The following is a 26,086-nucleotide window of genomic DNA, read 5'->3' as shown; positions in this document are numbered from 1 at the left end:
CTAGACATTGAACTTGTAACCGGCTCCTCGAACGGAAAGAATAATCTTGGACTGTTCATCACAAAGTTTCTTGCGGAGTACAACAATATGATTGTCCACCACGCGAGTGGAGGGCATGCTGTCGTCGGAATAGCCCCAGATGTCGCGGAGCATGTCTTCTCGCATGACTACTTCGCCGCGATGATTCCAGAAGTACTTAAGAGTCTGGTATTCTCGTGCTGTCAAATCCAGAGAGACGCCTCCCTTGGTTGCGGTATACTTCTTGAAGTCGACGTGAATGTCCAAAAAGTCAATTTCACCAGGACCATTGTCGGCATCGTTTGTCTTGGGCAAGTCAAGCCTTCTCAGGAAGGCTTTCACGCGGGCTAACAGTTCCAGAATGGAGAAGGGCTTGGTGACGTAGTCATCTGCTCCGATTTCAAGTCCGGCTACCTTGCTGGCTTCTTCTGTCTTTGCTGTCAGCATGATGATGAGGGTTTCCGGATGCTTATTCCTGATATAGCGGCATACTTCGAAACCGCTCTTCTTGGGAATCATCAAGTCCAGAAGAATCAGGTGAGGCTCGAATTCGTCCACCTTCTGGATGGCTTCGTCACCATCCGCAGCGGTTTCCACGATGTAGTTTTCCAACTCGAAGTTGTCTTGCAACCCCAAACGGATAATTTCTTCATCTTCAACAATTAGAATCTTGTTCTGCATTCTACTCCGCCTTCTTAAAACGTACCGTAAATGTGGAACCCTTTCCCAGCTTGCTGACCAGAGAAATGGTTGCACGGTGTGTTTCAGCTACTCTCTTGACGATGGCTAGGCCTAGGCCAGAACCCTTGGTGCTTCGGGTCATTTCGTCGCCTACTCGATAGAAGTCATTAAATATATTTTTTTGCTCTGAAGTGTCAATTCCAACACCGGAGTCTGTTACTGAAAAGACCACTAGATTGTCTTCGCTGTAGGTCTTTACGGAAATGTCGCCTTCGTTGGTATACTTGATGGCATTTTCAATCAAGTTCTGTGCTAGACTGTAGAGTGCCGTGTAATCTCCCATGACCATACAGCAGGGCTCGAATGTGGCTTCCATCTTGAGGCCCTTTTCTGTACCGATGCTTTGAACTGCTTCGTATACCTTTTGGGCGCAAATGGAAAAGTCAATCTTTTCCCATTTGAAAGCGTCTGATCCATGTTCCATTCGGGTGTAGTTCAGAATGGCGCCAATCAGGTTTTCTAGACGAGACGCTTCCTTGCCAATTAGTGTAGAATATTCCTGAATCTTTTCCACTTTTTGAACGCGTCCTCTCGCCATCATTTCAGAGAACATCTTGATGGACGTAAGAGGTGTTTTCAATTCATGTGATACGCTGGAAAGAAAGTTTGCCTTCATGGATAGAAGCTTGCGTTCCTGGGTGATGAATCGGAACATGAATACGGAACCGAAAATCACGGTGATGAGGGCGAAAAGCATCAGCCCATACATCAAGAACATTCTGTGTCGGGTTTCTTTCTGGATGGCCTTCGTGTCTTTTTCGTACAACGTCATTTCCCAGCCAAGAGGTTCGTTGACGATTGCCTGGCTTACAATATTGGCACTGTCTAGAATAGTTCCAAGAACCTTTCGGTCGTCCTTGTCCACAATAGCGAAGGGAATATTCTTCCAACTCTTAGCTGCTAGTCTTGCTCGTGTTCTTATGCGGGCTCTATAGGCTTCCTTGTCCAGTTTTGCAAGGACTTGTTGATCTCCGGAAAGGAAGGGGTATGCGATTTTCAGCAGAATAATATCGTCATTTCCGCGGAAGAGAATGCCATCCTTCGGGGAAACGGGTTCCTCCAGAACTTCCTGGAAAAATCCCTTGTTTCTGGAGAGTATATCCATGTATCCCAGCTGGCGATTGAAGTTTTCTCGCAGGTTCCAGAATGCCTCACGTTTTTCTTGTGTGAGGCTTTCAAAGGAAAGAATTTGAGTAAAGGCGGATTCGAAGAAAAACCTAGAGGAGGAGATGTCATCGACGTCTTCGTTTTCAAGAAAATCCTTCAAAATCGCAAGACAGTAATCCTGTGCTTCCTGGTGCTTTTTCTGTTCTACCAGAATGTCAAAATGCAGTAGGTTTACGGAACGGGTGAGGTCCGTAGTTAGATAGCCCTGCTGATGAGGATTGTTTTCAAGAACATGCAAAAGATTCAAGGCTTCATCGTATTTTTTCGAGCGGTAATAGAATCGGATTAGACCTAAGAGGGCTTGCACCTGGTCGTCACTGCTTTCAAAGAGGAAGGCGGTGGGGCGGAAAAATCTGGAAAATCTGTTGAGATAGGCTCTTTCCAATCGTGGGTCTGTACCGTTCTCCTGTTCCACAAGGAATAAGTCTTTCTCAATGGTTGTGGGTACGGATGTGGCGAAGTTTGTCTGCTTGTGGAATCTCTTGGAGGAAATATCCGGATAAACCAGATTTCCCTTGTTGAAGAGAAATATGGCTTCAATGCCTTCCACGGACTTGAATTCGGTTTCGTGGCCAAAGTCAAGAAGGTGTTGGGGCTGTTCGTATAGGAATAATGAAGCAGTCTTGATTTCCTGAAAAATTTTTTTCTGCTCGCTTACAATGGCATCCTCGATTTCTTCCTGAAAGGAAATCCGGCTTTCATCGAAATCCTTCTGGGCAAGGAACTTTTCGTTCTGGATGTTTCTAAAACTGAGAAACGAAAGAATTGCGGTGGGCAAGATAATGCCCCCCGCAAATAAGAGGATGAATAGCAGATTGTTTCTGGAAACCTGCACGCTTGACCGTTAGGTTTACTTGACGACGGTTGCCTGATGGGTCACGGAAACCTTGTGGCCAACTTCAATTCTACGACTGTTGGAATAGGCTTCGCGAATCAGGACTGCGGCTTCGTTTTCGTTTGCACGAACAATAACGCCACGGCCAAGGAGACGAGGCGGAATGGACGGGTCGGAAGCGTCAATTTCCCAAACGGCCACTGCGTCACCTGTGTTATAGCCCTTGGCGGAACCCTGGTTAATCAGTACGTAAGAGTACGCACCGATAATCAGCATAGGATCCAGGGCATAGTTAATGGCTGCCATGGAGTCCACCTTGGCGTTCTGTTCAGGTTCATAACCGCTCACATTGATCGTGTTCAGTTCTTCCTTCAACTTGGCCTTGGACTGGTTGATCTTGATTTCGCGGAAACTCTGGACCACCTGTGCTCGTGAGAGGGTGTCGCCGATGGAAGTAATCTTTGCAACACCGGAGAGGCGGAGCAATGCTTTCTTTTCGAAGTTATTGTCTTTTTCGGTGGGGACGTTTATGGACTTTGCTTCATAGATGTCCACCAGGTCGCCCTTTTTCAGATTTTTATTAGTCTTCTTGCCCACACCAACTACAATTTCGCTTTCGGGCATATGGATCAGAGGTTCGTGTTTTTCTCCAGAACGAATGGAGAAGAATCGCTTGTCCTTACGCAGGGAGTCGATGCTGTAAATTTCGGGTGCGAGAACCTGGTAGTAACCGTTGAAAATCTTGGGAGCCGGACGCTGCATGTAGAAATAGGAGTCCTTTTCCTTTTGAGCCTTGGGTTTCTTGTCCTTGGAACGAAGGTCGCCCAGCATGGATTCAAATTCGGAGTCTCTGCCATCACCCTGGTCGCAACCAACGGCCTTGATACCTTTGGGCAGGTTGGAATCTGATACAGCTGCATCGCAGGGGTACTTCTTTCTGGCAGGATCTGCTCTTAAAACATTTTCTTCGCGGATGCTGTCGCCCATATACAGAGAATCGCCCGGATAAATCCAGTGGGGGTCCTGAATGTGGCGGTTGTTTTCCCACAGGTCAGGCCAGGCAAAGGGGTCGTTAAGGAATTCGTCGCTCAAATCCCAAAGGGTATCGCCTTCCTTAATAATGTAGGCGGAAGCAATCAGGGCGGTTAGGCCGAGGCAAATGGAAGCACTCTTCAAAAAATGCATAGTAAACCCTAAGTTGTTGACTGATATAGAGAAATTTAACCTTTTCTTTGCTTAAAAGTCGGGACATCCTGCCTGAAAATCGTTTTCTGAGCCGTTTTTGCGGTAGAAACACGTTCCTGAGGACGCTGGACGTTTCTAGAACGGGCCTTATTCGCCGGATTGAGTCCCAAAATGCCTGCACGGTCGGGAACCAGCAGGAATAAAACCTCAAACTTGCCAGAGCCAGGTTCCAAGTACAGGGGGATACTCTTGCGGAGCATGTATCCTTCACTACGGAATCGCTTGATTTCCTTTCCTGCAACCTCAAGATTGCCGATCTGCAGCAAGATACGTTCCGGTCTTGCCGAGGCAATGGCTTGTTCTACGCCTGTAGCCAGAGTTTCGTCGGTAGGCAGGTTTAGATAGAATGTCCATCGACCTTCGTTTTCCGGCTTGTTGAAGAACTTGTTGAAAAATTCCGCTTCCACATGGCCGCGGTGGAATTTCATGTTCTCGCTAATGGCATTACGAGCGTTCAGTCTGGAAGAAATCATGGCGAATTCTCTACAATCCAGGGAATCCACTCTCTTGAAAAGTCCAGAAAGAGCCGCACTCACAAAGCTGGAGCCGGAGTAGAATTCAAAGAAGCAATCTTCCGGATGGGGATGAATTGCACTTTCGATGCGCTTGGGAAGATCGTACCAGGCGTCTTTAATGCGGGGTGACCAGTCCATCACATGCATCTGGATGCCGGTATCTCCAATGGGGAGAAAATCGCTACCAAATGCGGCCTTTGTTTCCACACGCATGGCGACTGCGCTTGCGGGGTCGAATAAGCCGTCGGGCATACATTGAATATGGTGACAGCTAATGACCTCGGGGCAATTCCTTTCCAGGAAGTCCACGAAAGTCTTGTATCCGTGAGCGGAGTTACGGCCCTTCAAGTTAATCTGAATCAGCAGAGCGAAACGTCCGTCACCTGCTGCACGGAACCAAATCTGGCGAAGAGCCTTCTTGAAGATATGGAGATGTTCCTTCTTCAGCTGTTCCATAATACGGCCGACGATTTCAGGAGCCTTCATGTCTGCTGCAGGAGCTTCGATGGTAAATACTTCGTGCTCGCCGCGGTAGGTCTTGAGAATTCTCCAGTCGGAGTTTTCTTCACTTGCTTCCGCAGTAAACCAAGCTTGAATCTTGCCCGGAATCTTTTCTGTTTCAGCCCAGGCAGTAAGCTGTTGCTTAATGTCTTCGAAAGTTGGAATCACTTTCTGAACTTTTTCTACAGGGGCTTTCTCTCTGGGATTTTCTCTCGAAAAATCACGCTGAGCTCCCCTTTGAAAATCTCTTTGGGGTGCAGATGCGGGGCGTCTCGGAGCAAAATTCTTCTTAGGCTTATACATAGTACTTAGTTTGTTTTAAAAATTAGACGTAGAACCTGGGGTAAATCCAGGAGCATTCGCGGGCCAGCATCTTGGGGAATTCACGGAAGTTTCCGTTAATCTGATACATGTTCAGGCTGCCTTCCACAGGGGTGAGAGTCATGACAGAGTCTGCACGAGCTTCCAGATAGGGATACTCATCCAGGTTGCAGCAGGATACCACAGCACAGCCGGTAAGGGCAATAATGGTATCGATCATCTGCATCAAAATCTGGTGGGGAGCGCCGTTCAGTCGGGTAGACTTGGGGTTGTGAAGCACTGCGGAAATAGGGTCGATGACCACCACCTTATAGTCGTGGTTTTCCAGTTTCTTGGCACCCTGGATTCGCTTTGCAATGAGCTGTGCGGTTTCGATGGGGGACAGTGCCGTTCCTCGAAGATTCAGGAAACCAAATTTCGGCGTATTGGCCGTCAGATCGCGCTTGGCACCCAGCAGGTGTAGACGGTTTAGGAATACGGACTTCGTCAGTTCGAAGTTGATAAACAGAACGTCATTAGAGGTGGTGGAATTACCGAACCAGTCTTCGCCGTAGCAAATGGAAAGACCCAGGTCCATGAGGGCGAGAGACTTACCGCTTTTGGGAGGTGCTGTAAACAGGAAGAATTCACCAGCGCGAAGCATGTTCTCCACGATGGTCTGGTCCTTCTTGGGTGCTTCTTCGCTATCGCTGGCCAGCTCAATCAGGGGCTTGCCATCTAGGGAGTATTCAACCCATTCCTGCCATTCCTTAAAGTTCTTAGCGCCCTGTTCCAGACCGATGAGGTACTGTTGCTTACCACCACGGAGCACGCCCGGCATACGGACCATCATGTGGGGGTTGCGGTTGGACGGGTCCACCTTGAAACCCTGGGAGTCCAAGGTCTTGAACAAAAAGTCTACGCGTTCGTTATACTCTTCTTCGTCGTTGGCGAGAATCTTGATCCAGGCCTGCACGGAGTTTGCGCCAGTATTTACAAGAGCTGCGCAGGGGAGGTTCAATGCCTTATAGTAAGCCAACTGCTTGGCCAAGGACATCTTGGGGTTGTCCACTACCACATAGCGGTAATGCCAGCTTTCGTCTGTGGCATCCTGACCGCCCTTAATGGCGTTGATGCAGAGCAATGCACCTTCAGGACTATCCAGACCCTTCATGATCTTCTTGATGGAGTCGTCCTGGCCAACAATGTTTTCCACCAGCTCTTCGGTGCTGTTGGGGGTGTTGGAAATCTTGAACTCGATGGTTTCATCTTGCTCGAAGGTTGCTTCCAGAAGTTTTGCCAAATCCTTACGCCAGTCTGCTGCGGGCCATGGAATAGAAAGAGCTTCCGGATCAATCTTGAAGTTCTGCAACAGTTCCAGGGACTGGGTATCCAGACCCAGGGCCAGCATCTGTTCCATGGAAATCATTCCGGCGGAAAGCGGGGAGATGATAGGCATGGCCATGGTGGGCGCGCCTTCTACGGGTTGTGCCGCAGCGGGTGCTGGTTGTGCTGCCGCTGCTGGAGCAGGAGCTTCTTCCTTACGTTCGGTTGATCTCTTTTCGGCGGAGAATGCTCGACGAAGGGTTTGTTCCACTTCGTCTCCGTCCATACCGTCATCGCGAGCTTTTCCGCCCAGCTGGAAGCTGGCGTCCATAAAGGTCCAGCCTTCTTCCATAGCGGCAACACCGGCCTTATACAGTTCAGCCTTTAATTCGTTTCCGCTATACTTGCCTTTCAAGAACAGGTTAATTGTTTTTCTTGCGCTTTCCATAGGTCAGCCTCATATTATATCTATCCAAAGATAATGTAGATTATTTTCATTCAATCGCATTTCTTGGTTGTACATTCCGTGTGAAAATTACGCAAAAAAACGTAATTTTCCTTAAAATCGAGAGAGTTTGTCTGTAATTGGGCGCGGCATGTCACGAAACGTATGTTTTTCCCCTAAACAGCAGATGTTTTATCGTTGAAAATGGAATTTTTTCTACATTTTTCACGTAAAATTAAGGCAAAAAGCCAAAAGGTTAAAAAATGGATATTCCTGAATCTTCGAATTTTATTCAAGACATCATTGTCAATGATTTGCAGACCGGCAAGCGCAACAAGGTGTTGACCCGTTTCCCTCCGGAACCCAACGGTTACATCCACATTGGTCATGCAAAGTCCATCTGCCTGAACTTCGGTACCGCAAAGAAGTTCGGCGGTTTCACCAACCTCCGTTTCGATGACACCAATCCTACTAAGGAAGACGTGGAATATGTGGATTCTATCCGCGAAGACGTGAAGTGGCTCGGCTTTGAATGGAAGGAAGAATTCTTTGCATCTGACTACTACGACCAGATTTATGCATTCGCAGAAAAGATGATCGAAATGGGCAAGGCCTACGTTGAAGACCTGACCCGTGACGAAATGCAGGAATATCGCGGCAATGATGCTGGTAAACCCTCCAAGCCCAGCCCTTACCGCGACCGTAGTGTTGAAGAAAATATGAAGCTGTTCCGCGAAATGCGTGACGGCAAGTATGCTGATGGCGAAAAGTGCCTCCGCGCCAAGGTTGATCTGGCTAGCCCCAACATGAACATGCGCGACCCGGTGATCTACCGTACCAAGCACTGCACTCACCACCGCACTGGAGACAAGTGGTGCATCTACCCGATGTACGACTTTGCTCATCCCATTAGCGACTGGATCGAAGGCATTACTCACTCCATCTGTACCTTGGAATTTGAAGCCCATCGTCCGCTGTACGATTGGTTCCTTATTGAACTTGGCCTGGAGAACCGCCCCCAGCAGATTGAATTCTCTCGCCTGAACTTGACCTACACCATGATGAGTAAGCGTAAGCTTCTTGAACTGGTGGAAACCAAGGCAGTTCTTGGCTGGAACGACCCCCGTATGCCCACGGTATGCGGTTTCCGTCGTCGTGGCTTTACTCCCAGCTCCATCCGTGAATTCTGCAGCCGTATTGGTGTTTCCAAGGCTGAATCCATGGTGGACGTGAACCTCTTGTACTTCTGCATCCGCGAAGAACTGAACCAGAGCGCCAAGCGTGCTATGGCCGTTATTGACCCGGTGAAGGTTGTCATCGACAACTGGGAAGACGGCAAGGTTGAAATGGTTGAAGTGGAAAACAATCCTAACGACCCCAATGCAGGTACTCGTCAGGTTCCCTTCTCCAAGGAGCTGTACATCGAAGCTGAAGACTTCATGGAAGAACCTCCCAAGAAGTATTTCCGCCTAAAGCCGGAAGGCGAAGTCCGCTTGAAGGGCGCATACTTTGTGACCTGCAAGAGCGTCGAAAAGGATGCCGACGGCAAGGTGACTGTGATCCACTGCGAATACGACCCGCTGTCCAAGGGTGGCGAATCTCCCGATGGTCGTAAGGTCAAGGGCACTATCCACTGGGTAAGCGCTGCACACGCAGTAGACGCCGAGGTCCGCCTCATCGATAATTTGTTCACACTGGAAGATCCTTCCGATGTTCCCGAAGGTGAAGACTGGCACAACTACCTGAATCCTGAATCCATGGTGGTGAAGCTGGCTAAGCTGGAACCCAGCCTGGCCGACGCCAAGATGGAAGACCGCTTCCAGTTCCTGCGCCTGGGTTACTTCTGCCTGGATTCCGACGATTCCAAGCCGGGTAAGCTGGTGTTCAACCGCACTGTTGGCCTGAAGGACAGCTTCAATCCCGCGAAGTAATTCGCTGGATGACAGAGCGTTCTCTCGGCCGAATGCTAGATGTTAAAAGACCTCGTCGTAAGACGAGGTCTTTTTGTATGGTTTTTAGGAGACTCTTGACTGGAAATTACCGACTTAACATTTTGCCGTTAAGGGTGGCAATCCAGTGTTTGTTCATTGCCTTTGCGGGAACCTTCATAGAAGTTCTTCCTGCCTTAATCTTTGTCTTGTACAGGACGGATCCGTTCAAGTCAATGATGGCGAATGTTCCGCCCATATCTGTTTGAATTTCCAGATATGAACCGTTTTCTACAAAGTAATTTGTGGGGGAAAGTCTAGTGTAATCCACCAATTCTGTTGGGGGTGCAATTACTGAAGAATCCTTCTTTTCCTCTACATTAGGAATATGGATGACCGGCTCTGTGACGATAGGATTGGCGGGTTCGGTAAAACCGAGCTGCTCGTCCATCCAGGCCATACGTTCTTTCATCTTCTTGCGGAGATGTTCCACTTCGCCGTCCCAGGTGGTTGCGTTGTAGCCGCCCATGGTAAAACCGAATCCGCTATTTGACTTGTTGCAGTATTTCATCGGCTGCGGATCGCTATCGTACGTTCCGCTAGCTTTGCCCAAGTTGGGCCAACGTTCAAAGTTTCTGTCGGCCGCATTCTTCAGATATACCTTCATGGAGTCCAAATAAACATCCATGGTCTTGGTATGCCACACGCCACTGCGCAGTTCGGCCCAGCGCTTTTTCAGCTCGCTTTGGTAGTTGTTGTCTTTCCACATCTGGATGAGCCAGTTGGGGGCCTTCAGGGAACTTCCCATGCCACCGCCACTCTTTTGTGAATTTTCAATTTGCCAGCCAGTGGTTCCTGAGCTACCCATTCCGCCACCGCCGCCAAAGCCGAAACCGCCGCCCCAGCCGCCGTTGTTATTGTTGGTCTGACCTTCGGGGGACGAACCGTTGCTCATAGCAAGATTGAAGTCCCAGGGAGGACCTAAGGTTACCTTACCATCCTTGCTGTCTTTATCCTTGTGCAGGAAGAAGCTGCACCAGTAAGAGTCTGCGTTGTTGGTTACTTCCTGATGGAGGACGTAGTCGATTGCAGATTCTACATTCACATATTTTTCGTAACCGGTTCCGTTCTTTCCGTTCTTGAACAGGGCTTCAAGTTCGTTCAGATAGTTCTTAAGGTAGTCTTCCTGTTCCTTGGCAATCTTGTCTTTTTTAGGATAGTGAAGAATGACATTTAAACCATCGGAGGTGTTGAAGCCTTCGTCTGCGATATTGCCGTTGCCGCCGCCGCCAGAGTTTGTTCCAGTCTTGTCAAATGCCCAGATGTAGCCTCCGGTAACGTCGTCGCCAGTAGTCTCGTCTTCTTTGAGCTTAGCCACATCTACACGGTACTTGCCTCGCTTGATTTTTTCGATGAGCACATATACGCCGCGGTATACGTCATTGATGTATAAATCAAAGTGCATGGTGCGGGGACTGTATCTGCCCGCTTGCCTAAAGAGCCAATGGGCTAGGGAATTTCTCATCATGGTCTTGTCCACATACGGACCATGGAATACCCAGTCGTCTGCAGGGGGGAGGCCCAGCATCTTCACGTCCATGCCTTCTCCTGCTTCGTCGCGTACTTCCACGCTATAGCCCGGCTTGGGGAAGGTGGCGGAGGACTGACCTCTGACTTTAATTCCAATGTCGTAGAGAGTTCCCTTGGCACTATCCGCTAAGGAGTTGGTCTTTCCGTCTAGCACTCTCATAGTGGCAGGAATTTTTTCCTTGACATTCATGTCTAGACACTGTTGCTTTGTGTCCACAAGGATGATGGGTAAGTCTATGCTTTTTGAGTTGAGGTTCTGAGCCCCAATCCCGAGAGCACCCAATAAAATCGCCGAAACTAGGTTTTTCGGCTTGGAAAAATCTTTATTCATAAAACACTCCGTGACTAGAAAATTATACCAATGATGTTCAAAAGACACGTTAATTTGTGTTTACGTGTTGTATGTCACGTTGTTTTCCGGAACTTATTTGCCCAAAATTGAATCCTTTTTACTGGTCTAGGAATCCAACTATTGAGTACATTAACTAAAATAGGAGGTCGTATGATGAAAAATGTTCTCAAAGCTTTTTTCCCTAAAATGATGGGTGTCTTGCTGGTTTGCTTGGTGATTTTACCAACGTCAGCAAATGCCGCCCGTAATTTTTCTTCCAGCGAATTGGATACGCTAGTATCTACAATTGCGTTGTATCCGGATCCGCTTCTGGTGCATGTACTTACCGCATCTACATACGGAGAACAAATCCCGGGAGCAAATAACTGGGCTCAGGCTCATAAGGATATGAAGGGCGAACAGCTTGCTCAGGAAATGGAAAAGGCAAATTTGCCTTATGATCCTAGCGTTCAGGCTTTGATTCCGTTCCCGACAGTTCTTGGAATCATGGCAAAATACAGAACTTGGTCCGACCAGCTGGGTGATGCTGTTTCCGCTCAGAAAGACGAAGTGATGGATGCCGTCCAGCGCTTGCGTACAAAGGCTTATGATTATGGTCAGCTAAAGACTAACGATCAAGTCAAGGTGGAAAAGGGTACAACCATAGTCATTGAGCCGGTTCGTACGGAATATGTCTATGTGCCGGTGTATGATCCTAGGGTGGTATTCTATGTGTATGCGGACGCTTATCCTTCCATCCGTTACCATCACCACGCTTGGCTTGGATCTTGGTTTGGAGAATGGGGTTGGGGTTCTTGCTGGTTTGAATGGGATTATCACAATATCTTCGTGAGAGATTATCGCTGGTATCACCATAGACCTATTCCTCGTCATCCTCGTCGATATAATCCGCCTCCTCGCCGTATGGAACCGGTTCGCAGTGTACATCCCTCTGCACCGGCTCGCCGAGATGAAGGCGGCATCAGTGCCAGGATTCGTGATAGTCGTAAAGAAGATCGTCGTCTGGAAGATCACCGCTTGAATGACCGAAGGATTGATGACCGTCGATTTGTCGACCGCCGCAATGATGATCGAAGGTTTGAGGACCGTAGATTTGAAGATCGCAGTACCGAAGACCGTCGATATGAAAGTAACCGAACTGATGATCGCCGCTGGGAAAATCGTCACGACGATCAGAACAGTCGCCGCCAGGAAAAGCCGGCAACCTTTACTCGACAGTCCTCTAGGGACGATAACGGCCCCTTTACTTCTACAAACACCTCTACGCCTCCTTCCAGAAAGAATCCTGCAAGTGGCGGCAATGGTGGCTTTACTCGCGTGAAACGCTAAACATTAACAACGTAAATGGATAAATAATGCTCTGCACGGAAATTCTAGGAACAACTCATCACGGAACATACAAGAAAGTCATTGATGTCCTTTTTGAAAATAAGGAACTTGGAGACAAGAACTTTATGAGAGTGGCTCGTGATGGTGTTGAGCTAGATATCCGTCTGGACTGCGAATTGCAGGACGGAGATATTCTTGCAGAAAATGAATTTTATGTTTACGCCGTTAAGGCCGTTGAGAAATTTCCGGAAAAGAAAAAACGGATTCTCTAGATTAAACGTCTAGCTTATCCACTTCGTCAATAATACGGGTGACTGCATTGATGTAGTCATCCACTTTTTGTACGAACTGGTCAACGTTTTTGCTTCGTTCTGGAATGCTGATACCAGGGAAACTTCTAAAAATTTCGTCATGGCTTGCAGGATAATTCCTGAATTTCAGATAGAATACACCATACATGATAGGGAGAATGGTGTTGGTTGCCTGCATGAAGAATCCATCGGAACTGCGGTTTTCCTTAAGATGGATATATGCCTGGCGCAAATGAATCATAAGGCCACGGAGTTCTCTTTCGCATTCCAGACGCAGGCAGGAAATGTTCGGCGCATAATCCTTAAGGGGATCGTTGCCGGCAATCGCTTGATTTCTGTTTGCCAGATGGAGAAATTCCAGAGGGAATACGTCTTCGGAATCATTGATTTCGTCCTGGGTAAAGAAGTAGAGAAATTCAATGTTTTCCTTTTGTGCCTTTGGGAGTAATTCCTGCAATTTTTTAAGGCTGTTGACGGAATTATCCTTCAGGATAAAACTTACGGTCCAGGGGTTGTTAATGGCGTCGTGCCCTTCCATAAGGCAGTCACCATGAACAAATGCGGACACCAGGTTGTCGCCCAGGGATTTTTGCAAAATGCCGGGCCAATCAGAGTTTTTGATTTCCTGAACGCTAAGTAGTTTTCTCATAATTGTATCCGATGCAAAAATTCCTTACCATTTTTTACTGCCGAAGCTGTTGCTTCCAAAGCTGCTTCCGCTACCAAAACTGCTTCCGCCGAAACCACCGCCAAAGCCGCCACCTAGTCCAGAACCACGGGCGCCGCCGAAGTTTCCTCCGAATCCGCCCAGGGTGGTAAGGGGTGCTGTTTCTTTGACTTCCTTAGGCTTGCGATGGAAAAGACCGCTCACAAGAGATTCTATCCATCCCTTCTTTCTGCCGCTGGCCTTGAGACCTATCACGACGAAGAATACAAAGAGGAAGAAAAGAATCATGCTTGCTGCATTTCCTTCGTTCTTCTTGAAGTTACTTTCGTCTAGATCCAGTGAAAATCCTTTTTCCTTGGAAATCAGTTTGGATATGTCGTAGGCGAATTCAAGAATGCCTTCGCTGTAGTTTTGCGTTCTAAAAGACTTTACGATGGTTTTCTGCTGGAGCTTTTCCACCTTGATGACGGGTAAGTAGTCTTCTGCCTTATAGCCGACTTCAACGCTACGTTTTTGCTGCTTGAAGGCTACGAAAATAAGGACGCCCTCATCGGACTTGCCGCCGATGTTCCACTTGTCTGCAAGCTTGGCTGCGTATTCGCGATAGGAGGCGTCTCCGATGTCGTTGACAATGACGCAGGCTAGTGCAACCCCTGCTTTACTATAGAGCGTGTCGGATAACTCGTCAAATTTCTGAATTTCCTGTGCGGTTAGAAACCTGTTCTCGTCGTAAACGTAGCTAGTCGCAGGTTTGGAAGGGATGGCATCCACAGAAATTTCTGCATGGACGAATGCGACTAGGGCGAATAAGACTGCAAGTAGTTTCTTCATTCTCGTTCCTTACTTGCAGGATGATCCAATCTGTTTTTTGATGCCGCTAAAGTCGATCTTGTTGATTGCCTTTACCAGTGCGTCTACATCATTCTTGCCAGCGCCTTTGACGGAACGGCTAAAGAGGATGTTGTTTCCTTTAAGGGTGATTTCCATGTTATAGGAAGTCAAGGATCCTAGGGTGTTTTTCGTCTGTGCGGATGTTTCTGCTGAGATTTTGGGGACGTCAGCGTTAGAACTATTGAATACGGATACCTTTGAAAGCCCGTTTTCGATGGCATTGCAAACGTTCGCTTCAGATTTGCATTGCAGTTGAACGTTACACTTTGTCTGGGAGACCGTATAGGAAATTTCAATGCTGTTCTGAATGCCTGCGTCTCTCAGGATTGCTTGCGGCAGGTTGGCTTCTACATTGATCGTGTAGGGGCCGCTGCTAAAGTTGACGTTGCGAAGGTTGAAGGTTGCCGTTCCCTTGTCCTGAGTACGCCTTTCGGAAAGCGTTTGACGTCCTTGCCTTGCTACTAGAGGAAAGTTGGGGAGGGGGCCGAATTCATCGGAGACGGATACTTCCCATGCGGGCATTTCCGGCTTGGTTAATTCAAATTGTTCTGCAGGACCTTCAATCTTGATCTTGGAGAGACGGTCTACCACCATGGTTTCCACTCCCGCTAAGTTCTGGTGGAGACGGTGACTGTCGTTCACGGGATAAACCTGGCTTAGCTGGTCCAGGGCCTTCTGGTGCAGGAGAACCTTAGGTTGTGCCTTTTCCAGTGACTTGATGGCATTGGCGTAGTTGCGTGCATTCAGAGCCTTCTTGGCATCTTCTTCCAGTGCTGTAACTTCCTGCTGGAGAGTCTTTATTTTTAGCTGTAAATCCGCTGTGAAAATGTCCAGGTCTAGATTTGCGGTAGCCTTGAAACCATCTGCCGTCTTTACGGAAGATACTTCAATGCCCTTGATCTTCAGATCGCTAGAAACTTTGTTCTGGGCCTTGTAGGACTGTTTGAAATTACTCTTACCATTAACCTCGGTTTCACTCTTGTGCATTACCTGGTTAGCTTCAATCTGGACGGATATTTGCTTTGCAACGCCTGCGATGGCGGCATTGTTTGCCTCTTCCTGAGAAACATTTGATGTTGCCGTATACGTAATGACGCGTCCGGCGAAAACCGGAACAGCCATCAAAGCGCATAATGCCAACAGTCTAAGTTTCATAGGTTACTTGATATCCATAATGATAAGCTTTTTGGAAACGCTGATCTTCTTTGTTTCCGCCATGCTTTTTAATAATTTACGAATTTCGCTGTATGCAGCCTGGGCGTCATCCACCTTTTCGGGGTCTGCATAGACCACAAGATCTATGGTCTGGGCAGTCATTGTGTTGACCTTCACCTTGTTGAAGGCTGCTTTTAAGTTGTTTACCACGTTTTCCTGCAAATCTTCCAGCTGGGAATCTCCGTAGGAGCCCTTGATATTCATGACCACCTTGTACTGGACGCCGTTCTTCAGATCGTCCTGCCAGTAGGAAATCAACCTGGATTCAAGACCACTCATGGCCTTGTTGGCTGCTGTCTTCAGGTTGGCCTTCATGTCAAGCGGGGAAGTTCGGCCGTGGCTATTGACGGAACTGCTATGGGAGCCCAGCTGTCTTGCCGTAGAAGACTCGTAGGCACTCAGTTCAACGAGCACTTGTCCGTCGTTATTCAAAAAGCCAGAAAACTTAATATAGATGTCTGCATCCAGGGAAAGACAGGCCAAATAGCTCTGGTCGTCTTCTGTACCTACGATGTCATTCTGCATCTGAATCAGGTTGTTAAGCTCTGCGCTTCCTTCCATGGACTTGACTTCGTAACCTTTCTTGGTGAGGTAGTCCATAATGCCTTCCTGGGTGGCGCGGGCGTCATCGCTAGGAGCCGGCATTACCATGATAACAGGTTTGATGAAATTGTCTGCAGACGTGACGCTTTTTACACCCGAATCCTTGGATACGGACTTGTTTTTCGTTACGGATTTTTGCGATCCATATTCCAATTCGTTATATGCGGATTTTGCCTTTTGGCGAGTTTCCTTATTGGTGTCCTTTTGAGTGTTTGATGTGCCAGAACAGGCTACACCAGCCATCATTAGGGTACTGCAAAGAAGGAGTTTTAAACTTTTCATATAAGTAAAAAATATGTAAACACTATGGGGCGGTCAAGTAGATTTGAAAAAAAATGAGACCAAATGAGTTTTTTTTAGGACGAGTGATACTTTATGAAAAAAGGCTGTATATTTAAAAAAGAATTTACAATTGGGTGTGAGGTACAGTTATGTACGAAAAGTGGATTTGGTTACCGGATTGGGCGTCCGATTTGAGCCTCTGGGAAGACGACCTAATGGAAGTGAGCTCTGATGCAGAGCACACTTTTGTTTCCTATGAAAACATGATTTCACACCTGTCCAATCTTTATGAACTGGAGGGGATGGACTCGGCCACCCATGTAGTGGGCTGGGGTCTTGGAGCTCTAGCTCTTTTGAAGAATAGCGATAAAAGGCCTAAGGAACAAAACTGGCTTTTGCTATCCCCATTCACGAATTTCTGTTCAGAAGAAAATAACTGGAATCAGCAGAACCTCATGTTTATTGCCACACAGACAAAGTCTTCTGTTGATCCTTTCCTCAACGCCTTTATGGAATTATTTGACGAAGAATTTGGAGACTGGGTGGATGAATGGCGTGGCGCTGCCAAGAAGATGTCTCCCAATGCTCTAGGGGATGGACTTGCCTATCTTGCCCAAAATCAGATTAATTCTGAAATTCCTTTTGATGGCTCTGGAGAAACAAAAGTCCTTTATGGAAGGATGGATCAGGCGATAAAACCTGCAATGACCAACAGCCTAAAGGACTTCCTTCCTTACGCTCAATTTAAGGAAAGACCCAAGGCCGGACATTGGCCTCCCATGCTCTTGTTCTAATTACTTGCCTTACGATTCCTGAAGAAGAAGATAAGGCTTGTAATGGCGTAAATCAGGAAAAACCACAGTAAAGCTGTTTCCACAGCATCCCCAATATGACTATAGAGAGTGTCCCTTGTCTTGAGGGGCATTTTTCTTTGTATGACTGCATCGACAAAAATATCCGTATTCTGGTCGTAATGTCCATACTGGTCAATGAACAGGGATACGCCGGAGTTTGCAAGTCTAGCTACGGGCATCCCGTTTTCGATAGCGCGGTAGCGGATGAGGTTCATGTGCTGGTAGGGAGCAGTGCTCTTGCCGAACCAACCGTCGTTGGTGATGTTCACCATTAGACGAGATCCTTCGCGGATTGCTTCGCGAATCAAGTCGCCGAAGATGGCGTCATAGCAGATGTAGGGAGTCCACTTGAAGGAACCGTAAACGGGAGTCTCCTTGCCAGTAACAAAGTCTCCTTCGCCCAGGTCCACATAGTTCAGGATGGGGAAGATGTCGTCGAAGGGAATTCGTTCGCTAAAGGGCACCAGATGTTTCTTGATGTAGCGCTGGGGGAAAGAAATGTCGTGAGGGGTAAATAGAAATGCGGAATTGTAAATGTCGTACTTACGGATGGATCCGGGATCATTTCGCTTATAGTCCAGAGTTCCTGTGAGGATGCTTCCCTGCATTTCGTCTGCAAGGCGGTGCAACCTACGAATGACTTTAGGCTGCCTGCGGATATAATCTGGAATGGCGGTTTCAGCAAGAACGATTAAGTCGGTTTCGGGTGCGACGCTATCCTTCACCATCCCAAGGGTCTTGTTGACGATATTTTCAAAACGTTCCTTACTCCACTTGGCGCCTTGTGCAATGCTGGGCTGTACCAGAGCGACGGAGGGATTTTCCTTGTTGTCAGCCCCATAGAAGGGTGCTGCTTCTGGCTTGGAGAGAACGTAGGATCCTTGCAGGAAAAGGGATAGGAGAATGATTGCGGGAATGCTCAAGACGGGAACGGTTCTTTTCAGTTCCTGCTTGTCCTTGAGCCCCTTTGCAGAAAGCTTCTCGAAGGCGATGGCTACGGTCTGGTTGGACGTTACTACCAGGATGGTGTATCCGAAAATTCCCACCCAGGGGAGCAACTGCAAAAATTCAATGTGGTTACCGAATACGTATCCCAGATGGCTCCAGGGAAAGCTGAAGTCCCCGCGGGTGCGTGTCATTTCAATACCCGCATAGAAAATCGGGTAAATCCACAGGAGGATTCGATATCCCTTAATGAGGATGTTCTTGACGATGGTATAGATAAATGCGGCGAGAACGTTATAGGCGCTGAAATAAGCGATGAGCAGGAACAGACCGAACAGGATGAGGCCTGAAGGGGCTGTTTCCACATTCATCACGTTGTAAATCCAGTAATAATTGATGGCGTTATATAGAAATCCGGACCAGAAGGTTGCGAATAAAGCCTGCTGACGACCGAATCGGTTTAGTACGATGAACCAAGGTACCAGTAAAAGCAAGGCTGCAGGTCCCAAGGGCATGGGAGGAAACGCGAATGCATACAATCCCCAGGCAAATACGCTTAACATGAGGGCGGTACGTGAATCACTTTCCTTTACACGACGGACATTCCAGCAGATGAACTTGAAAATCCAGAAAAGACCTGCGGGTAGGAATGTGGTGGCGATATGGATTAAACCTGCGTGGCCAGCTCCATTATGGTTAAACGTGTTGTAGTCTATCGCAAGAAAAATGAAGGAGAGAAGGCTGTATGTATAGAGCCAGCGGGAAAAGTTCCTCCGGATGTTTTTGAAGGGAAGGAATACGAGGGATGCTACTAGAGGGGCAAATTGCGGGAAGAAGGTATAAAGGCCTGGCTCATCTGGACGCAGTGCAAGCACGACAATTTCCGTTATAAAAATTACGGCTGCATAAATCCAGAAAAATTTAGGAAGACCTTTAAGTTTCCTCAAGAAATAATCTTTTATCATTTAATACTCGCTCTTCTGGATTCTTCACTTCGTTCAGAATGACGCACAAATCTGCATTCCTAATTAAATTACAGTCCGCTCTTGTCCTGAGGATTAAAAATCAGGACGAATTCACCCTTGGGAGGATGACTCTTGAAATGGGCGGAAATTTCTGTAGGCGTACCGATCAGATGTTCTTCGAACTTCTTGGTCAATTCTCGCATGAGGGCAATCTTGATGTCGCCAAAGACCAACTTGATTTCTTCCACGAACTTGTCAATGTTGTGGGGGCTTGCATAGAAAATCTGGGTTGCTTCCTCGTCCTTTAGTTTTTCCAGCAGATGGATGCGCTGGGCGCTTTTCTTAGGGGAGAAATACTGGAATGCAAAGTGGTCTGTGGGCATGCCGCTGCTGATCAGTGCGGTAATCATGGCGCAAGGTCCGGGAACTGCTCGGACGTCAATGCCCTCGCGAACACATTCTCGCACTAGGTTAAATGCGGGGTCAGCTACGCCAGGCGTACCTGCGTCGCTAATGAGGGCGATGTCCCCTTCGTTCTTTAGAAATTCCACATACTTTGGGGTCACCTTTTCCTTGTTGAAGTCATGATAGGCTTCCATGGGGGTGCTAATATTGTATGCGTCAAAAAGAACTCTGGAATGGCGTGTGTCTTCGGCAAGAACCAGGGGGACTTCCTTCAGGATGCGGACTGCACGGTAGGTGATGTCTTCCATGTTGCCAATAGGCGTAGCGACGATATAAAGTGTATGTGCCATAGGATGAATCTACAAAATGGTATTAGGAAAGGCCTGCATTTAAATCCGTATTGCGTTTCAGTTGCAATTCGTATTTTAGACGATTCAGTAATCTCTGGTGCATGGCTTCGGAAGCCTTGTTGACCAAGTCGGAACGGAGCTTGCCATACCAGAAGGCTCTCACGGGTTCTGATTCGTCAAATTCTGCCTTGAAGGTAAGACTTCCGTTGCAGAAAATGTGGGTGGTCATGTGGTACTTTAAGGTTTCGTCCACAGGCATGATGGGCCAAATGGGGATAATCGTCAGGGGGACTGCCCAGGCGCTGCCCTTATCTTCTTGATTCTGCTGCACGGAAGCGTCGATGGTAATGTTTCCGCGGCAGGTTTCCATAGGGTAGACGGAAGTGTCTACCGCTGCTGTGTAGGCTCGCTGCAGCTGGACGTCCAGCAAGGAGGCTTCTCCGCCGTAGTTAATAGCGATGGGTTCAAAGAAAGGAATTGTCTTTGGCTGGTCGAGGCCGCCGAGACGTGTAAGGTCGATGGAACAGGATGTTCCCATGAGAAGCATCGCTGTGGATGCGAAAAATAGCCAGACTTTTTTCATTTTGATAACCATTGCACAAAAAATAGCTAAAGATTTTTTTAGATTGGGGGCATGGATCGTAAAGCCTTCTTTATTTCGGACGCCCATTTAGGGGTGAACCCTCCTGGTGCTATAGAGAACAGGGAATCTCAGCTGATTCAATTCCTGGAATCCTTGCAGGGAAAGGCTTCTCACGTAGTCATTGTGGGAGATCTTTTTGAATTTTGGTACGAGTACAATGATTATGTATGCCGTAATCATTTCGACTTGTATTTTGCCCTAAAGAAGCTTGTGGAATCCGGTACGGAAGTCCATTTGCTCCAGGGAAATCACGACTTCGCTTATGGAACGTTTTTCCCGAAATCGCTGGGCGTTCATGTTCATAAACAGGTTGTCCTGGAAATTCAGGGGAAACGCGTCCTCTTTAGACATGGGGACGGTGTGGCCAAATCTGACTTTGGATACCGTCTGTTCCGTCGTATTCTGGACTTCCCCTTAAATCGTTTCCTATTCAAGCAGATTCATCCGGACTGGGGGATGGCTCTTGCTCGCTTTGTGGGGCGTAGCAGCCGTAAGGCGGGGGAGGATCGTGTCATCAATCTTAAGGAATACCAGGCCTGGGCGGATCGCATTATGAAAAAGGAAAACTGCGACTTCTGCATCTTCGGCCATATTCATATTTCCGGTATATGGAATCTGGATCACGGTACTGCAGCGTCTTCTGGCGAATGGATAAAAAAACTCACCTACCTCCAGATGGAAGCAGGTGAGATAAGCTTGGGAGAATTTAAAACGAAAGACTAGTTTTCGTTATTCTGAGATTCGTTTACGTCCAGACGGGATTCGGTCGACTTTCTGACCTTCTTGCCTGCGTTGGATCCCCAGAGCTTAGCCACGATATCTGTGTTTGCAAAAGAATCCCAGTAATCTTCGACCCAGCACCAATGATGGGTTGTACCCTTCTTGTCGACGAAAGACCAGTTCTTGATGGAGAACGTGACCTTTTCAACGGCGAACTCGTTATTGTAGCCGTCGTCGCTTTGTTCCGTCTTTTCGGGTTCAAGCTCAATGGTCCAAGCTTTGTTGAATGTCTTCTTGTATACAGCCACGTTGATTGCAACGAGAACTGCTAAAATTACGACACCCGTCCTGAGATTCTTCTTCGAGAGAAGGAAAATCAGAAACAAGAGGAGCAATGCACTTACTGCACCGATGTTGTAATGGGTGGCGTAAAATACTTTGAAAACATCAACCATTTTTGACCTCTACTGTCAAATTACTTCTTGGAGCCTTTGGCTGCCTTCTGGTTTGTGACCAGTCCGGCAACGTTGAAGGTGACTGTTTTGCCGTTCACGGAACATTCCGTACGGAAGCTGCTCTTGGGAAGAGCAATACCGTGGGAGGAAAGTGTTCCCATGAAGGAGGCGTTTGCGTGACTAGCAATGGTGCGAACGTTGATGAATCCCTTTTCCTTGCTGAAGGTCAGGGTGAAGGTCTTCTTGGCCTTGTCGAATTCAGCAACCATAGTCTTATTGACCACGGTGTTCACGCCATTTTTAGTGTTCCTGTCAAATATAATAGTTCCGCGAGTGTCGATGGAGAGCATGGTCTTGTTTGCAACCGCATTTCGGCATGCAATAGGCTGCCAGGTACCCTTCTTCTTGTTGGAGTTTGCGTTAGTGAAGATGTACTTGTTGCCGTCTTTTTCCAGTTCGTAGGAACCGGTAGCGATCTTTTCGCCGATAGCGTTCAGAGCGCCCTTGAAATACAGGAACTTGGACTTGGAACCGTTAACACCCGGAATGAAACGGAAAGAAGTAGCCTTGGGTTCCTTGATGGGAGTGATAGCAATGCGCTTGCTAACGGGGTCTACTTCGATGTCTGCATAGGGGCCGATTTCGGTGACTTCACCCTTCTTATTGGTTTCCTGCTTGGCGAGCTTATCCAACTTCAGAGTCTTGATAGCCTGAAGGGGAAAACGGAGAAAGCCGCGGATGTCCATTTTGACGATGATATTTTCCATTTAACAACTCCTTTTGTTTTCAAAGTAAATTAACAAAAATTTACGAAGTTTGTTAGGGATGTGAGAAAAAAAGAATAAAGCGAAATGCGAAATAATCTTTTTGTAAGCGCGAGTGATGTATAAAAAATACTTCTGAACTTTATATGAAGAGAAGTTGTATGTAAAATATGCGTTTATTTCGTCAAATTCGCAAATACTTCTTTGAGCGGATTGCCTTTACGCCAGATTCTACGGGATGTGACGAAGGTCACACTATTTTCGTTTGTCCTTAATTCAAACTGGCTTTGGTCGTAAATGATGGTCGATTTGGCTGCAATTTTTTCCAGTTGGTCGGGTTCCACGGATACGTTTGCGCGAATCAAAAACTTGGGATAAAGGAATCCATACTTGCTGGAGATTGCGTCGGCGATGCTGAAGACGGGATCGATGAAAATCAAACTTGAATTATTGTAAGTTGGAATAAGTCCCTGCTTTGCTGCGAGTACGGCGCCGGTGCCACGACCTGCAATATAGGCAATTCCGTTGTTCACCTGGGCAGCACATTGTGCGATTTGATTTGCGTCGGGTTCGTATGTTTCCTGGGAGGGGTTTCCCTTGTTGTTGGCGCTACCGCGGTAGTTGAATGCGACTAAGGTGGCGTTGGGGAGGGCGCCCACTTCTGCGATAAACTGGGCTGCGTCTTCTTCGGCATCGGGATAATATAACAGGACGGGGGTTGTCCCGTCGCCCATTACCCAGCCTCCGAGAACAGTGCCGTCTTCCAGGGTGCAGGATACACCCTTTGCCTTTCCTGCAATAGCTGCGTTCGCTTCGGTATGAGTGATTGCGCGGGGAAATGCCTTTTGCCTTTCCGTTAAGGCTAGGTAAAACACCATGCTAATATAAATCACGCATAAAACCCCGATAAAACGGAGCACTCGAAAGCAAAACTCTTTGACCATGCGCCCAAAGATAATAAAATGATGTAAACTGCAAAAGCCAGGGGCTGCGCCCCCTACAAAACCAGAGGAATCGTGATGTCAAATCCGTACGTCGCACTTGCTAATGCAAGTGCCAAGGGGTCTAGGGGGGTGCGCCCCCTACAAAACCAGAGGAATCGTGATGTCAAATCCGTACGTCGCACTTGCTAATGCAAGTGCCTAGGGGTTTCAGGGGGTGGAACCCCCTGAGTATAAAAAAGGACTCTCGCCGGGAGTGTCGGCGAGAGTCCGAGGGATGGGATTGGGTGTTCCCTAAATATACCCTAAAAAATTTGAGGGTGGTATACTTTTTTTGATAGGTGTTCCCGAAAGTGTTCTCTAGGTGTTCTCTGCTGTTCTCCTACTGTTTTCTAGGCCTAAAAGGCCTAAAATTCCCCTATTTTTACCCCGTTTTAACATATTCAAGTGTTCCCAAAAATGCGCGAAAAAATTATATTTACTCCTGATGAACGTATACGCATATTATAATTACAGGAAGTACCTCCAGGACTACTATGACTACCGTAAGTCCGTCCAGAGATATTTTTCCTACAGATCTTTTGCAAAGAAGGCCGGATATTCTTCTTCCGGTTTCTATTTGGATTTGATCCGTGGCCGAAAGTCCCTCACTCCTCAGATGTTGCCCAAGTTCATTGCTGCTCTTGGTCTGACTGAGAAGGAAGGTCGTTACTTCACCTTGATGGTGGACTTTACCCACGCTACTACCGCCGCTTCCAAGCAGGCAATTTTCGAGCAGATGTCCGCCCTACTGCCTAGTGCGGTCAAGTCTCTTACAAAGAACCAGCAGGAGTACTACAGCAAGTGGTATTATGTTGCTGCTCGTGAAGCTCTCGCCATTTTGAACATCGGCGAAAAGAATATCCAGGAACTTGCTCTGTTCCTCAATCCCCGTATTTCTTTGCCTCAGGCAAAGCAGGCTATCCAGTTGCTCTTGGCTCTCGGCCTTATTGAACTGGACCTGACCGGTTGCTATCGTTCTGTTAACAAGGCTATCTTCAGCGGTTCCGAAATTGCTCCGCTATTCGTTCATCAGTTCCAAAAGCAGATGATAGATCTTGGTAAGGATGCTTTAGATCACTACAGCACCGAACGAAGAAATGTATCTTGTATGACAATGAGCGTTTCCGCCGAAGGCCTGGAACGCATTATTAGCAAGATTGACTTGTTCCGCAAGGAAGTGGTTGATATTGTTCGTTCTGACGAAGGCGAAACTATGGTCGCCCAGATGAACATTCAGTTCTTCCCGCTGAGCAAGGAAAAGGTGGCTCTGCCCCCTGAAACCGAGGAGGATGAAAAATGATGTACATGAAGAATATGCTTGTACCTCTGTTTTTTGTGCTCGCCTCTGTAGGCGTCCTTGTTGGCTGTACCGAAAAGACTGCAGGTACGGTTACTGATACGGGAAATACCGTGGCCGTAAGCGGTACCGTTCGTGATGCTGATGGTAAGGTTGCTTCCAATGCCATTGTCCGTATGGCTCGCATTGCAAGTGCGGATGAAGCCTTGGTCGTTCCGGATATGTTTGAAGCAAAGACGGATACTGCAGGCGTTTTCGCCTTCGATTCCGCCATTGCCGATACGTTCCAGTTGGCTGTGATTGATTCTGCTTCGGAAGGAATCTTCTACATGCCTCAAGTTGTGTTCAAGGATTCTGTTGTTCTTGATAGCATCAAGCTTGAAAAGGCTGCCGTGTTTAGCAGTGTTCTTTACTATGAAGATGTTGCTGAAGCGGATGTTTCTGTAGGCTCTCACTTTACTGTTTACCTGACGGGTACTCCGTTCTATGAAAGCGTATTTGCAAATGATAGCTTCCGCGTGCTGATTCCTGCTGGTACTTGGTGGCTTGAATTCTTCCCGGGCGATCCTCAGATTGTTGCAAAACTCCAGAGTTCTGGTGTTGCCGACAGCTTGATTTTCCGTAGCTGGGAGATTCCGGTGGAAGTGGAATCTGGCAACACTCTCGATATTGGTCCTTTCATCTGGAGTACCGAAGTGGAAGTGGATTCCCTGGTGAAGGAATCTGAAGAAGCTGCTAAGGATTTGGCAAGATTGGCAGGTACGGTTTTCTGTAAGAACGGCAAGCCCTGTGAAGATGTGGAAGTTGCTGTGATTACTGACCTTTATGGCCTGAAGTTTACGGAAGGTGATTCTCTTGAATTTGTTGCGGTTACTAAGACGGATAGCCTTGGTCGCTGGATTATCAATTTGCCTAAGGAAGTGCCGGAAGATTCCTTCCGCGTAGAATTCCGTAAGGTACAGGATGATATTGTGTTCCAGTCTGGTGTAAGCCGTTATATCCTGGCTTCTGAAATTGAATCCCTCAAGGATACCCTTGACGTGGGTGAAGACACTTTGCATAAGCCCGCATCCATCTTGATGGGAGTAAGGCTTGCTGTTGATTCTCAGGATACTAATCAGTCTAGCAATTGTATGGTGAACAGCGTGGTTGTTGGCTTTAAGGGTACATCTCATTTTGTTCGCGACATGACTTGCGATATGATTAGTCTAAATGATCTGCCGGATGGTGAACAGGAAATGATTCTGTATTCAGGTGATCCTAGGGTGATTGCTGCTCAGGAAAAATCTGATGCTCCCAGGTGGACTTATGTGACGGAGACCGCTGTCTACCTGCCCGAAAATGCAGAACAGAAGGTTCAGTGGCTTACTTATACGCCTCCAAGCAAAAATATTTTAGAAGAACCCCTTGCCAAAGAAGAATAGTTTAACTAACTTTGGCACAC

The 26,086-nt window shown here is 47.5% G+C and carries 23 protein-coding genes; 7 read left to right on the top strand and 16 right to left on the bottom strand.

The window, feature by feature from the left end:
• The 5 genes from BUB59_RS04770 to BUB59_RS04750 all read right to left on the bottom strand — a co-directional run bounded on the left by BUB59_RS04770 (position 1) and on the right by BUB59_RS04750 (position 7,096).
• Entirely contained in the window at positions 1-699 is a 699-nt protein-coding gene (locus BUB59_RS04770) for a response regulator transcription factor (protein ID WP_073226307.1), read from the bottom strand.
• A gap of 1 nt (position 700) precedes the next feature.
• Entirely contained in the window at positions 701-2,704 is a 2,004-nt protein-coding gene (locus BUB59_RS04765; RefSeq protein ID WP_234979938.1) for a sensor histidine kinase, read from the bottom strand.
• 72 nt (positions 2,705-2,776) lie between these two features.
• On the bottom strand, positions 2,777-3,946 hold the full coding sequence (locus tag BUB59_RS04760) for a LysM peptidoglycan-binding domain-containing protein (RefSeq protein WP_073226300.1): 1,170 nt from the start codon (positions 3,944-3,946) through the stop codon (positions 2,777-2,779).
• 35 nt (positions 3,947-3,981) lie between these two features.
• The gene (locus BUB59_RS04755; RefSeq protein ID WP_073226298.1) at positions 3,982-5,190 is read right to left on the bottom strand and encodes a hypothetical protein; all 1,209 of its coding nucleotides are present in this window, start codon (positions 5,188-5,190) and stop codon (positions 3,982-3,984) included.
• Positions 5,191-5,347: 157 nt separating this feature from the next.
• Positions 5,348-7,096: an AAA family ATPase gene (locus BUB59_RS04750; protein ID WP_073226294.1), complete on the bottom strand. Its 1,749-nt coding sequence runs from the start codon at positions 7,094-7,096 to the stop codon at positions 5,348-5,350.
• Between the two features lie 260 nt (positions 7,097-7,356).
• Here BUB59_RS04750 and BUB59_RS04745 point away from each other — a divergent pair, with 260 nt between their 5' ends.
• Positions 7,357-9,024 (top strand): glutamine--tRNA ligase/YqeY domain fusion protein, encoded by a 1,668-nt coding sequence (locus tag BUB59_RS04745; RefSeq protein WP_073226291.1) that lies wholly within the window; start codon positions 7,357-7,359, stop codon positions 9,022-9,024.
• Between the two features lie 106 nt (positions 9,025-9,130).
• On the opposite strand, the gene BUB59_RS04740 is transcribed toward BUB59_RS04745, so the two are convergent.
• Positions 9,131-10,942 (bottom strand): CotH kinase family protein, encoded by a 1,812-nt coding sequence (locus tag BUB59_RS04740; RefSeq protein WP_083540173.1) that lies wholly within the window; start codon positions 10,940-10,942, stop codon positions 9,131-9,133.
• Between the two features lie 171 nt (positions 10,943-11,113).
• Here BUB59_RS04740 and BUB59_RS04735 point away from each other — a divergent pair, with 171 nt between their 5' ends.
• Positions 11,114-12,292, top strand: a complete 1,179-nt coding sequence (locus BUB59_RS04735; protein WP_073226288.1) for a DUF3300 domain-containing protein — start codon at positions 11,114-11,116, stop codon at positions 12,290-12,292.
• A 26-nt stretch (positions 12,293-12,318) separates the two neighbouring features.
• Positions 12,319-12,564: a hypothetical protein gene (locus BUB59_RS04730; protein WP_073226285.1), complete on the top strand. Its 246-nt coding sequence runs from the start codon at positions 12,319-12,321 to the stop codon at positions 12,562-12,564.
• Position 12,565: 1 nt separating this feature from the next.
• On the opposite strand, the gene BUB59_RS04725 is transcribed toward BUB59_RS04730, so the two are convergent.
• From BUB59_RS04725 to BUB59_RS04710, 4 genes are read right to left on the bottom strand one after another with little or no spacing between them, the layout of a single operon-like run.
• Positions 12,566-13,252 (bottom strand): hypothetical protein, encoded by a 687-nt coding sequence (locus tag BUB59_RS04725; protein ID WP_073226283.1) that lies wholly within the window; start codon positions 13,250-13,252, stop codon positions 12,566-12,568.
• A gap of 24 nt (positions 13,253-13,276) precedes the next feature.
• The gene (locus BUB59_RS04720; protein WP_073226280.1) at positions 13,277-14,101 is read right to left on the bottom strand and encodes a TPM domain-containing protein; all 825 of its coding nucleotides are present in this window, start codon (positions 14,099-14,101) and stop codon (positions 13,277-13,279) included.
• Positions 14,102-14,110: 9 nt separating this feature from the next.
• A complete protein-coding gene (locus BUB59_RS04715; RefSeq protein WP_073226277.1) occupies positions 14,111-15,316 on the bottom strand; it encodes a hypothetical protein in 1,206 nt (401 codons plus the stop codon).
• A gap of 3 nt (positions 15,317-15,319) precedes the next feature.
• A complete protein-coding gene (locus BUB59_RS04710; protein ID WP_143160226.1) occupies positions 15,320-16,261 on the bottom strand; it encodes a hypothetical protein in 942 nt (313 codons plus the stop codon).
• Between the two features lie 149 nt (positions 16,262-16,410).
• Here BUB59_RS04710 and BUB59_RS04705 point away from each other — a divergent pair, with 149 nt between their 5' ends.
• Positions 16,411-17,055 carry an alpha/beta hydrolase gene (locus BUB59_RS04705; RefSeq protein WP_073226272.1) on the top strand — a complete coding sequence of 215 codons (645 nt, stop codon included), beginning with the start codon at positions 16,411-16,413 and terminating at the stop codon, positions 17,053-17,055.
• Here BUB59_RS04705 and lnt read toward each other — a convergent pair.
• From lnt to BUB59_RS04690, 3 genes are all read right to left on the bottom strand, one after another.
• Entirely contained in the window at positions 17,052-18,935 is a 1,884-nt protein-coding gene (lnt, locus tag BUB59_RS04700) for an apolipoprotein N-acyltransferase (protein ID WP_234979937.1), read from the bottom strand. The genes BUB59_RS04705 and lnt overlap by 4 nt on opposite strands.
• A 158-nt stretch (positions 18,936-19,093) precedes the next feature.
• On the bottom strand, positions 19,094-19,780 hold the full coding sequence (gene rsmI / locus BUB59_RS04695) for a 16S rRNA (cytidine(1402)-2'-O)-methyltransferase (protein ID WP_073226267.1): 687 nt from the start codon (positions 19,778-19,780) through the stop codon (positions 19,094-19,096).
• A 22-nt stretch (positions 19,781-19,802) separates the two neighbouring features.
• Positions 19,803-20,375 carry a hypothetical protein gene (locus tag BUB59_RS04690; protein WP_073226264.1) on the bottom strand — a complete coding sequence of 191 codons (573 nt, stop codon included), beginning with the start codon at positions 20,373-20,375 and terminating at the stop codon, positions 19,803-19,805.
• 39 nt (positions 20,376-20,414) lie between these two features.
• On the opposite strand from BUB59_RS04690, the gene BUB59_RS04685 reads away from it, so the two are divergent.
• Complete coding sequence (locus BUB59_RS04685) at positions 20,415-21,146, top strand: UDP-2,3-diacylglucosamine diphosphatase (RefSeq protein WP_073226261.1); 732 nt, start codon at positions 20,415-20,417, stop codon at positions 21,144-21,146.
• Here the strand turns inward: BUB59_RS04685 and BUB59_RS04680 are convergent.
• The 3 genes from BUB59_RS04680 to BUB59_RS04670 all read right to left on the bottom strand — a co-directional run bounded on the left by BUB59_RS04680 (position 21,143) and on the right by BUB59_RS04670 (position 23,240).
• Entirely contained in the window at positions 21,143-21,598 is a 456-nt protein-coding gene (locus tag BUB59_RS04680; protein WP_073226259.1) for a hypothetical protein, read from the bottom strand. The genes BUB59_RS04685 and BUB59_RS04680 overlap by 4 nt on opposite strands.
• A gap of 20 nt (positions 21,599-21,618) precedes the next feature.
• Positions 21,619-22,365 carry a hypothetical protein gene (locus BUB59_RS04675; RefSeq protein ID WP_073226255.1) on the bottom strand — a complete coding sequence of 249 codons (747 nt, stop codon included), beginning with the start codon at positions 22,363-22,365 and terminating at the stop codon, positions 21,619-21,621.
• 173 nt (positions 22,366-22,538) lie between these two features.
• Positions 22,539-23,240, bottom strand: a complete 702-nt coding sequence (locus BUB59_RS04670; RefSeq protein WP_073226252.1) for a hypothetical protein — start codon at positions 23,238-23,240, stop codon at positions 22,539-22,541.
• 550 nt (positions 23,241-23,790) lie between these two features.
• Here BUB59_RS04670 and BUB59_RS04665 point away from each other — a divergent pair.
• On the top strand, positions 23,791-24,645 hold the full coding sequence (locus tag BUB59_RS04665; protein ID WP_073226249.1) for a TIGR02147 family protein: 855 nt from the start codon (positions 23,791-23,793) through the stop codon (positions 24,643-24,645).
• Positions 24,642-26,066 (top strand): carboxypeptidase-like regulatory domain-containing protein, encoded by a 1,425-nt coding sequence (locus BUB59_RS04660; protein WP_143160225.1) that lies wholly within the window; start codon positions 24,642-24,644, stop codon positions 26,064-26,066. Before BUB59_RS04665 ends, BUB59_RS04660 begins: the two co-directional genes overlap by 4 nt.
• Positions 26,067-26,086: the final 20 nt, after the last annotated feature.

Origin of the sequence: Fibrobacter sp. UWEL, from assembly GCF_900142535.1 — a bacterium.
Classification (GTDB): Bacteria; Fibrobacterota; Fibrobacteria; order Fibrobacterales; family Fibrobacteraceae; genus Fibrobacter.
The sequence above is the reverse complement of the archived record's forward strand: the minus strand, read 5'-3'. Positions and strand labels throughout refer to the sequence as shown.

Bases quoted from the DNA above. Each gene is read 5' to 3' on its own strand.
- BUB59_RS04740 (WP_083540173.1), bottom strand. From the start codon at position 10,942: ATGAATAAAGATTTTTCCAAGCCGAAAAACCTAGTTTCGGCGATTTTA.
- BUB59_RS04680 (WP_073226259.1), bottom strand. From the start codon at position 21,598: ATGGTTGATGTTTTCAAAGTATTTTACGCCACCCATTACAACATCGGT.
- BUB59_RS04745 (WP_073226291.1), top strand. From the start codon at position 7,357: ATGGATATTCCTGAATCTTCGAATTTTATTCAAGACATCATTGTCAAT.
- BUB59_RS04715 (WP_073226277.1), bottom strand. From the start codon at position 15,316: ATGAAACTTAGACTGTTGGCATTATGCGCTTTGATGGCTGTTCCGGTT.
- BUB59_RS04770 (WP_073226307.1), bottom strand. From the start codon at position 699: ATGCAGAACAAGATTCTAATTGTTGAAGATGAAGAAATTATCCGTTTG.
- BUB59_RS04670 (WP_073226252.1), bottom strand. From the start codon at position 23,240: ATGGTGTTTTACCTAGCCTTAACGGAAAGGCAAAAGGCATTTCCCCGC.
- BUB59_RS04735 (WP_073226288.1), top strand. From the start codon at position 11,114: ATGATGAAAAATGTTCTCAAAGCTTTTTTCCCTAAAATGATGGGTGTC.
- BUB59_RS04660 (WP_143160225.1), top strand. From the start codon at position 24,642: ATGATGTACATGAAGAATATGCTTGTACCTCTGTTTTTTGTGCTCGCC.
- BUB59_RS04665 (WP_073226249.1), top strand. From the start codon at position 23,791: ATGAACGTATACGCATATTATAATTACAGGAAGTACCTCCAGGACTAC.
- BUB59_RS04730 (WP_073226285.1), top strand. From the start codon at position 12,319: ATGCTCTGCACGGAAATTCTAGGAACAACTCATCACGGAACATACAAG.
- BUB59_RS04690 (WP_073226264.1), bottom strand. From the start codon at position 20,375: ATGGTTATCAAAATGAAAAAAGTCTGGCTATTTTTCGCATCCACAGCG.
- rsmI (WP_073226267.1), bottom strand. From the start codon at position 19,780: ATGGCACATACACTTTATATCGTCGCTACGCCTATTGGCAACATGGAA.
- BUB59_RS04705 (WP_073226272.1), top strand. From the start codon at position 16,411: ATGTACGAAAAGTGGATTTGGTTACCGGATTGGGCGTCCGATTTGAGC.
- BUB59_RS04760 (WP_073226300.1), bottom strand. From the start codon at position 3,946: ATGCATTTTTTGAAGAGTGCTTCCATTTGCCTCGGCCTAACCGCCCTG.
- BUB59_RS04685 (WP_073226261.1), top strand. From the start codon at position 20,415: ATGGATCGTAAAGCCTTCTTTATTTCGGACGCCCATTTAGGGGTGAAC.
- BUB59_RS04725 (WP_073226283.1), bottom strand. From the start codon at position 13,252: ATGAGAAAACTACTTAGCGTTCAGGAAATCAAAAACTCTGATTGGCCC.
- BUB59_RS04750 (WP_073226294.1), bottom strand. From the start codon at position 7,096: ATGGAAAGCGCAAGAAAAACAATTAACCTGTTCTTGAAAGGCAAGTAT.
- BUB59_RS04720 (WP_073226280.1), bottom strand. From the start codon at position 14,101: ATGAAGAAACTACTTGCAGTCTTATTCGCCCTAGTCGCATTCGTCCAT.
- BUB59_RS04710 (WP_143160226.1), bottom strand. From the start codon at position 16,261: ATGAAAAGTTTAAAACTCCTTCTTTGCAGTACCCTAATGATGGCTGGT.
- BUB59_RS04675 (WP_073226255.1), bottom strand. From the start codon at position 22,365: ATGGAAAATATCATCGTCAAAATGGACATCCGCGGCTTTCTCCGTTTT.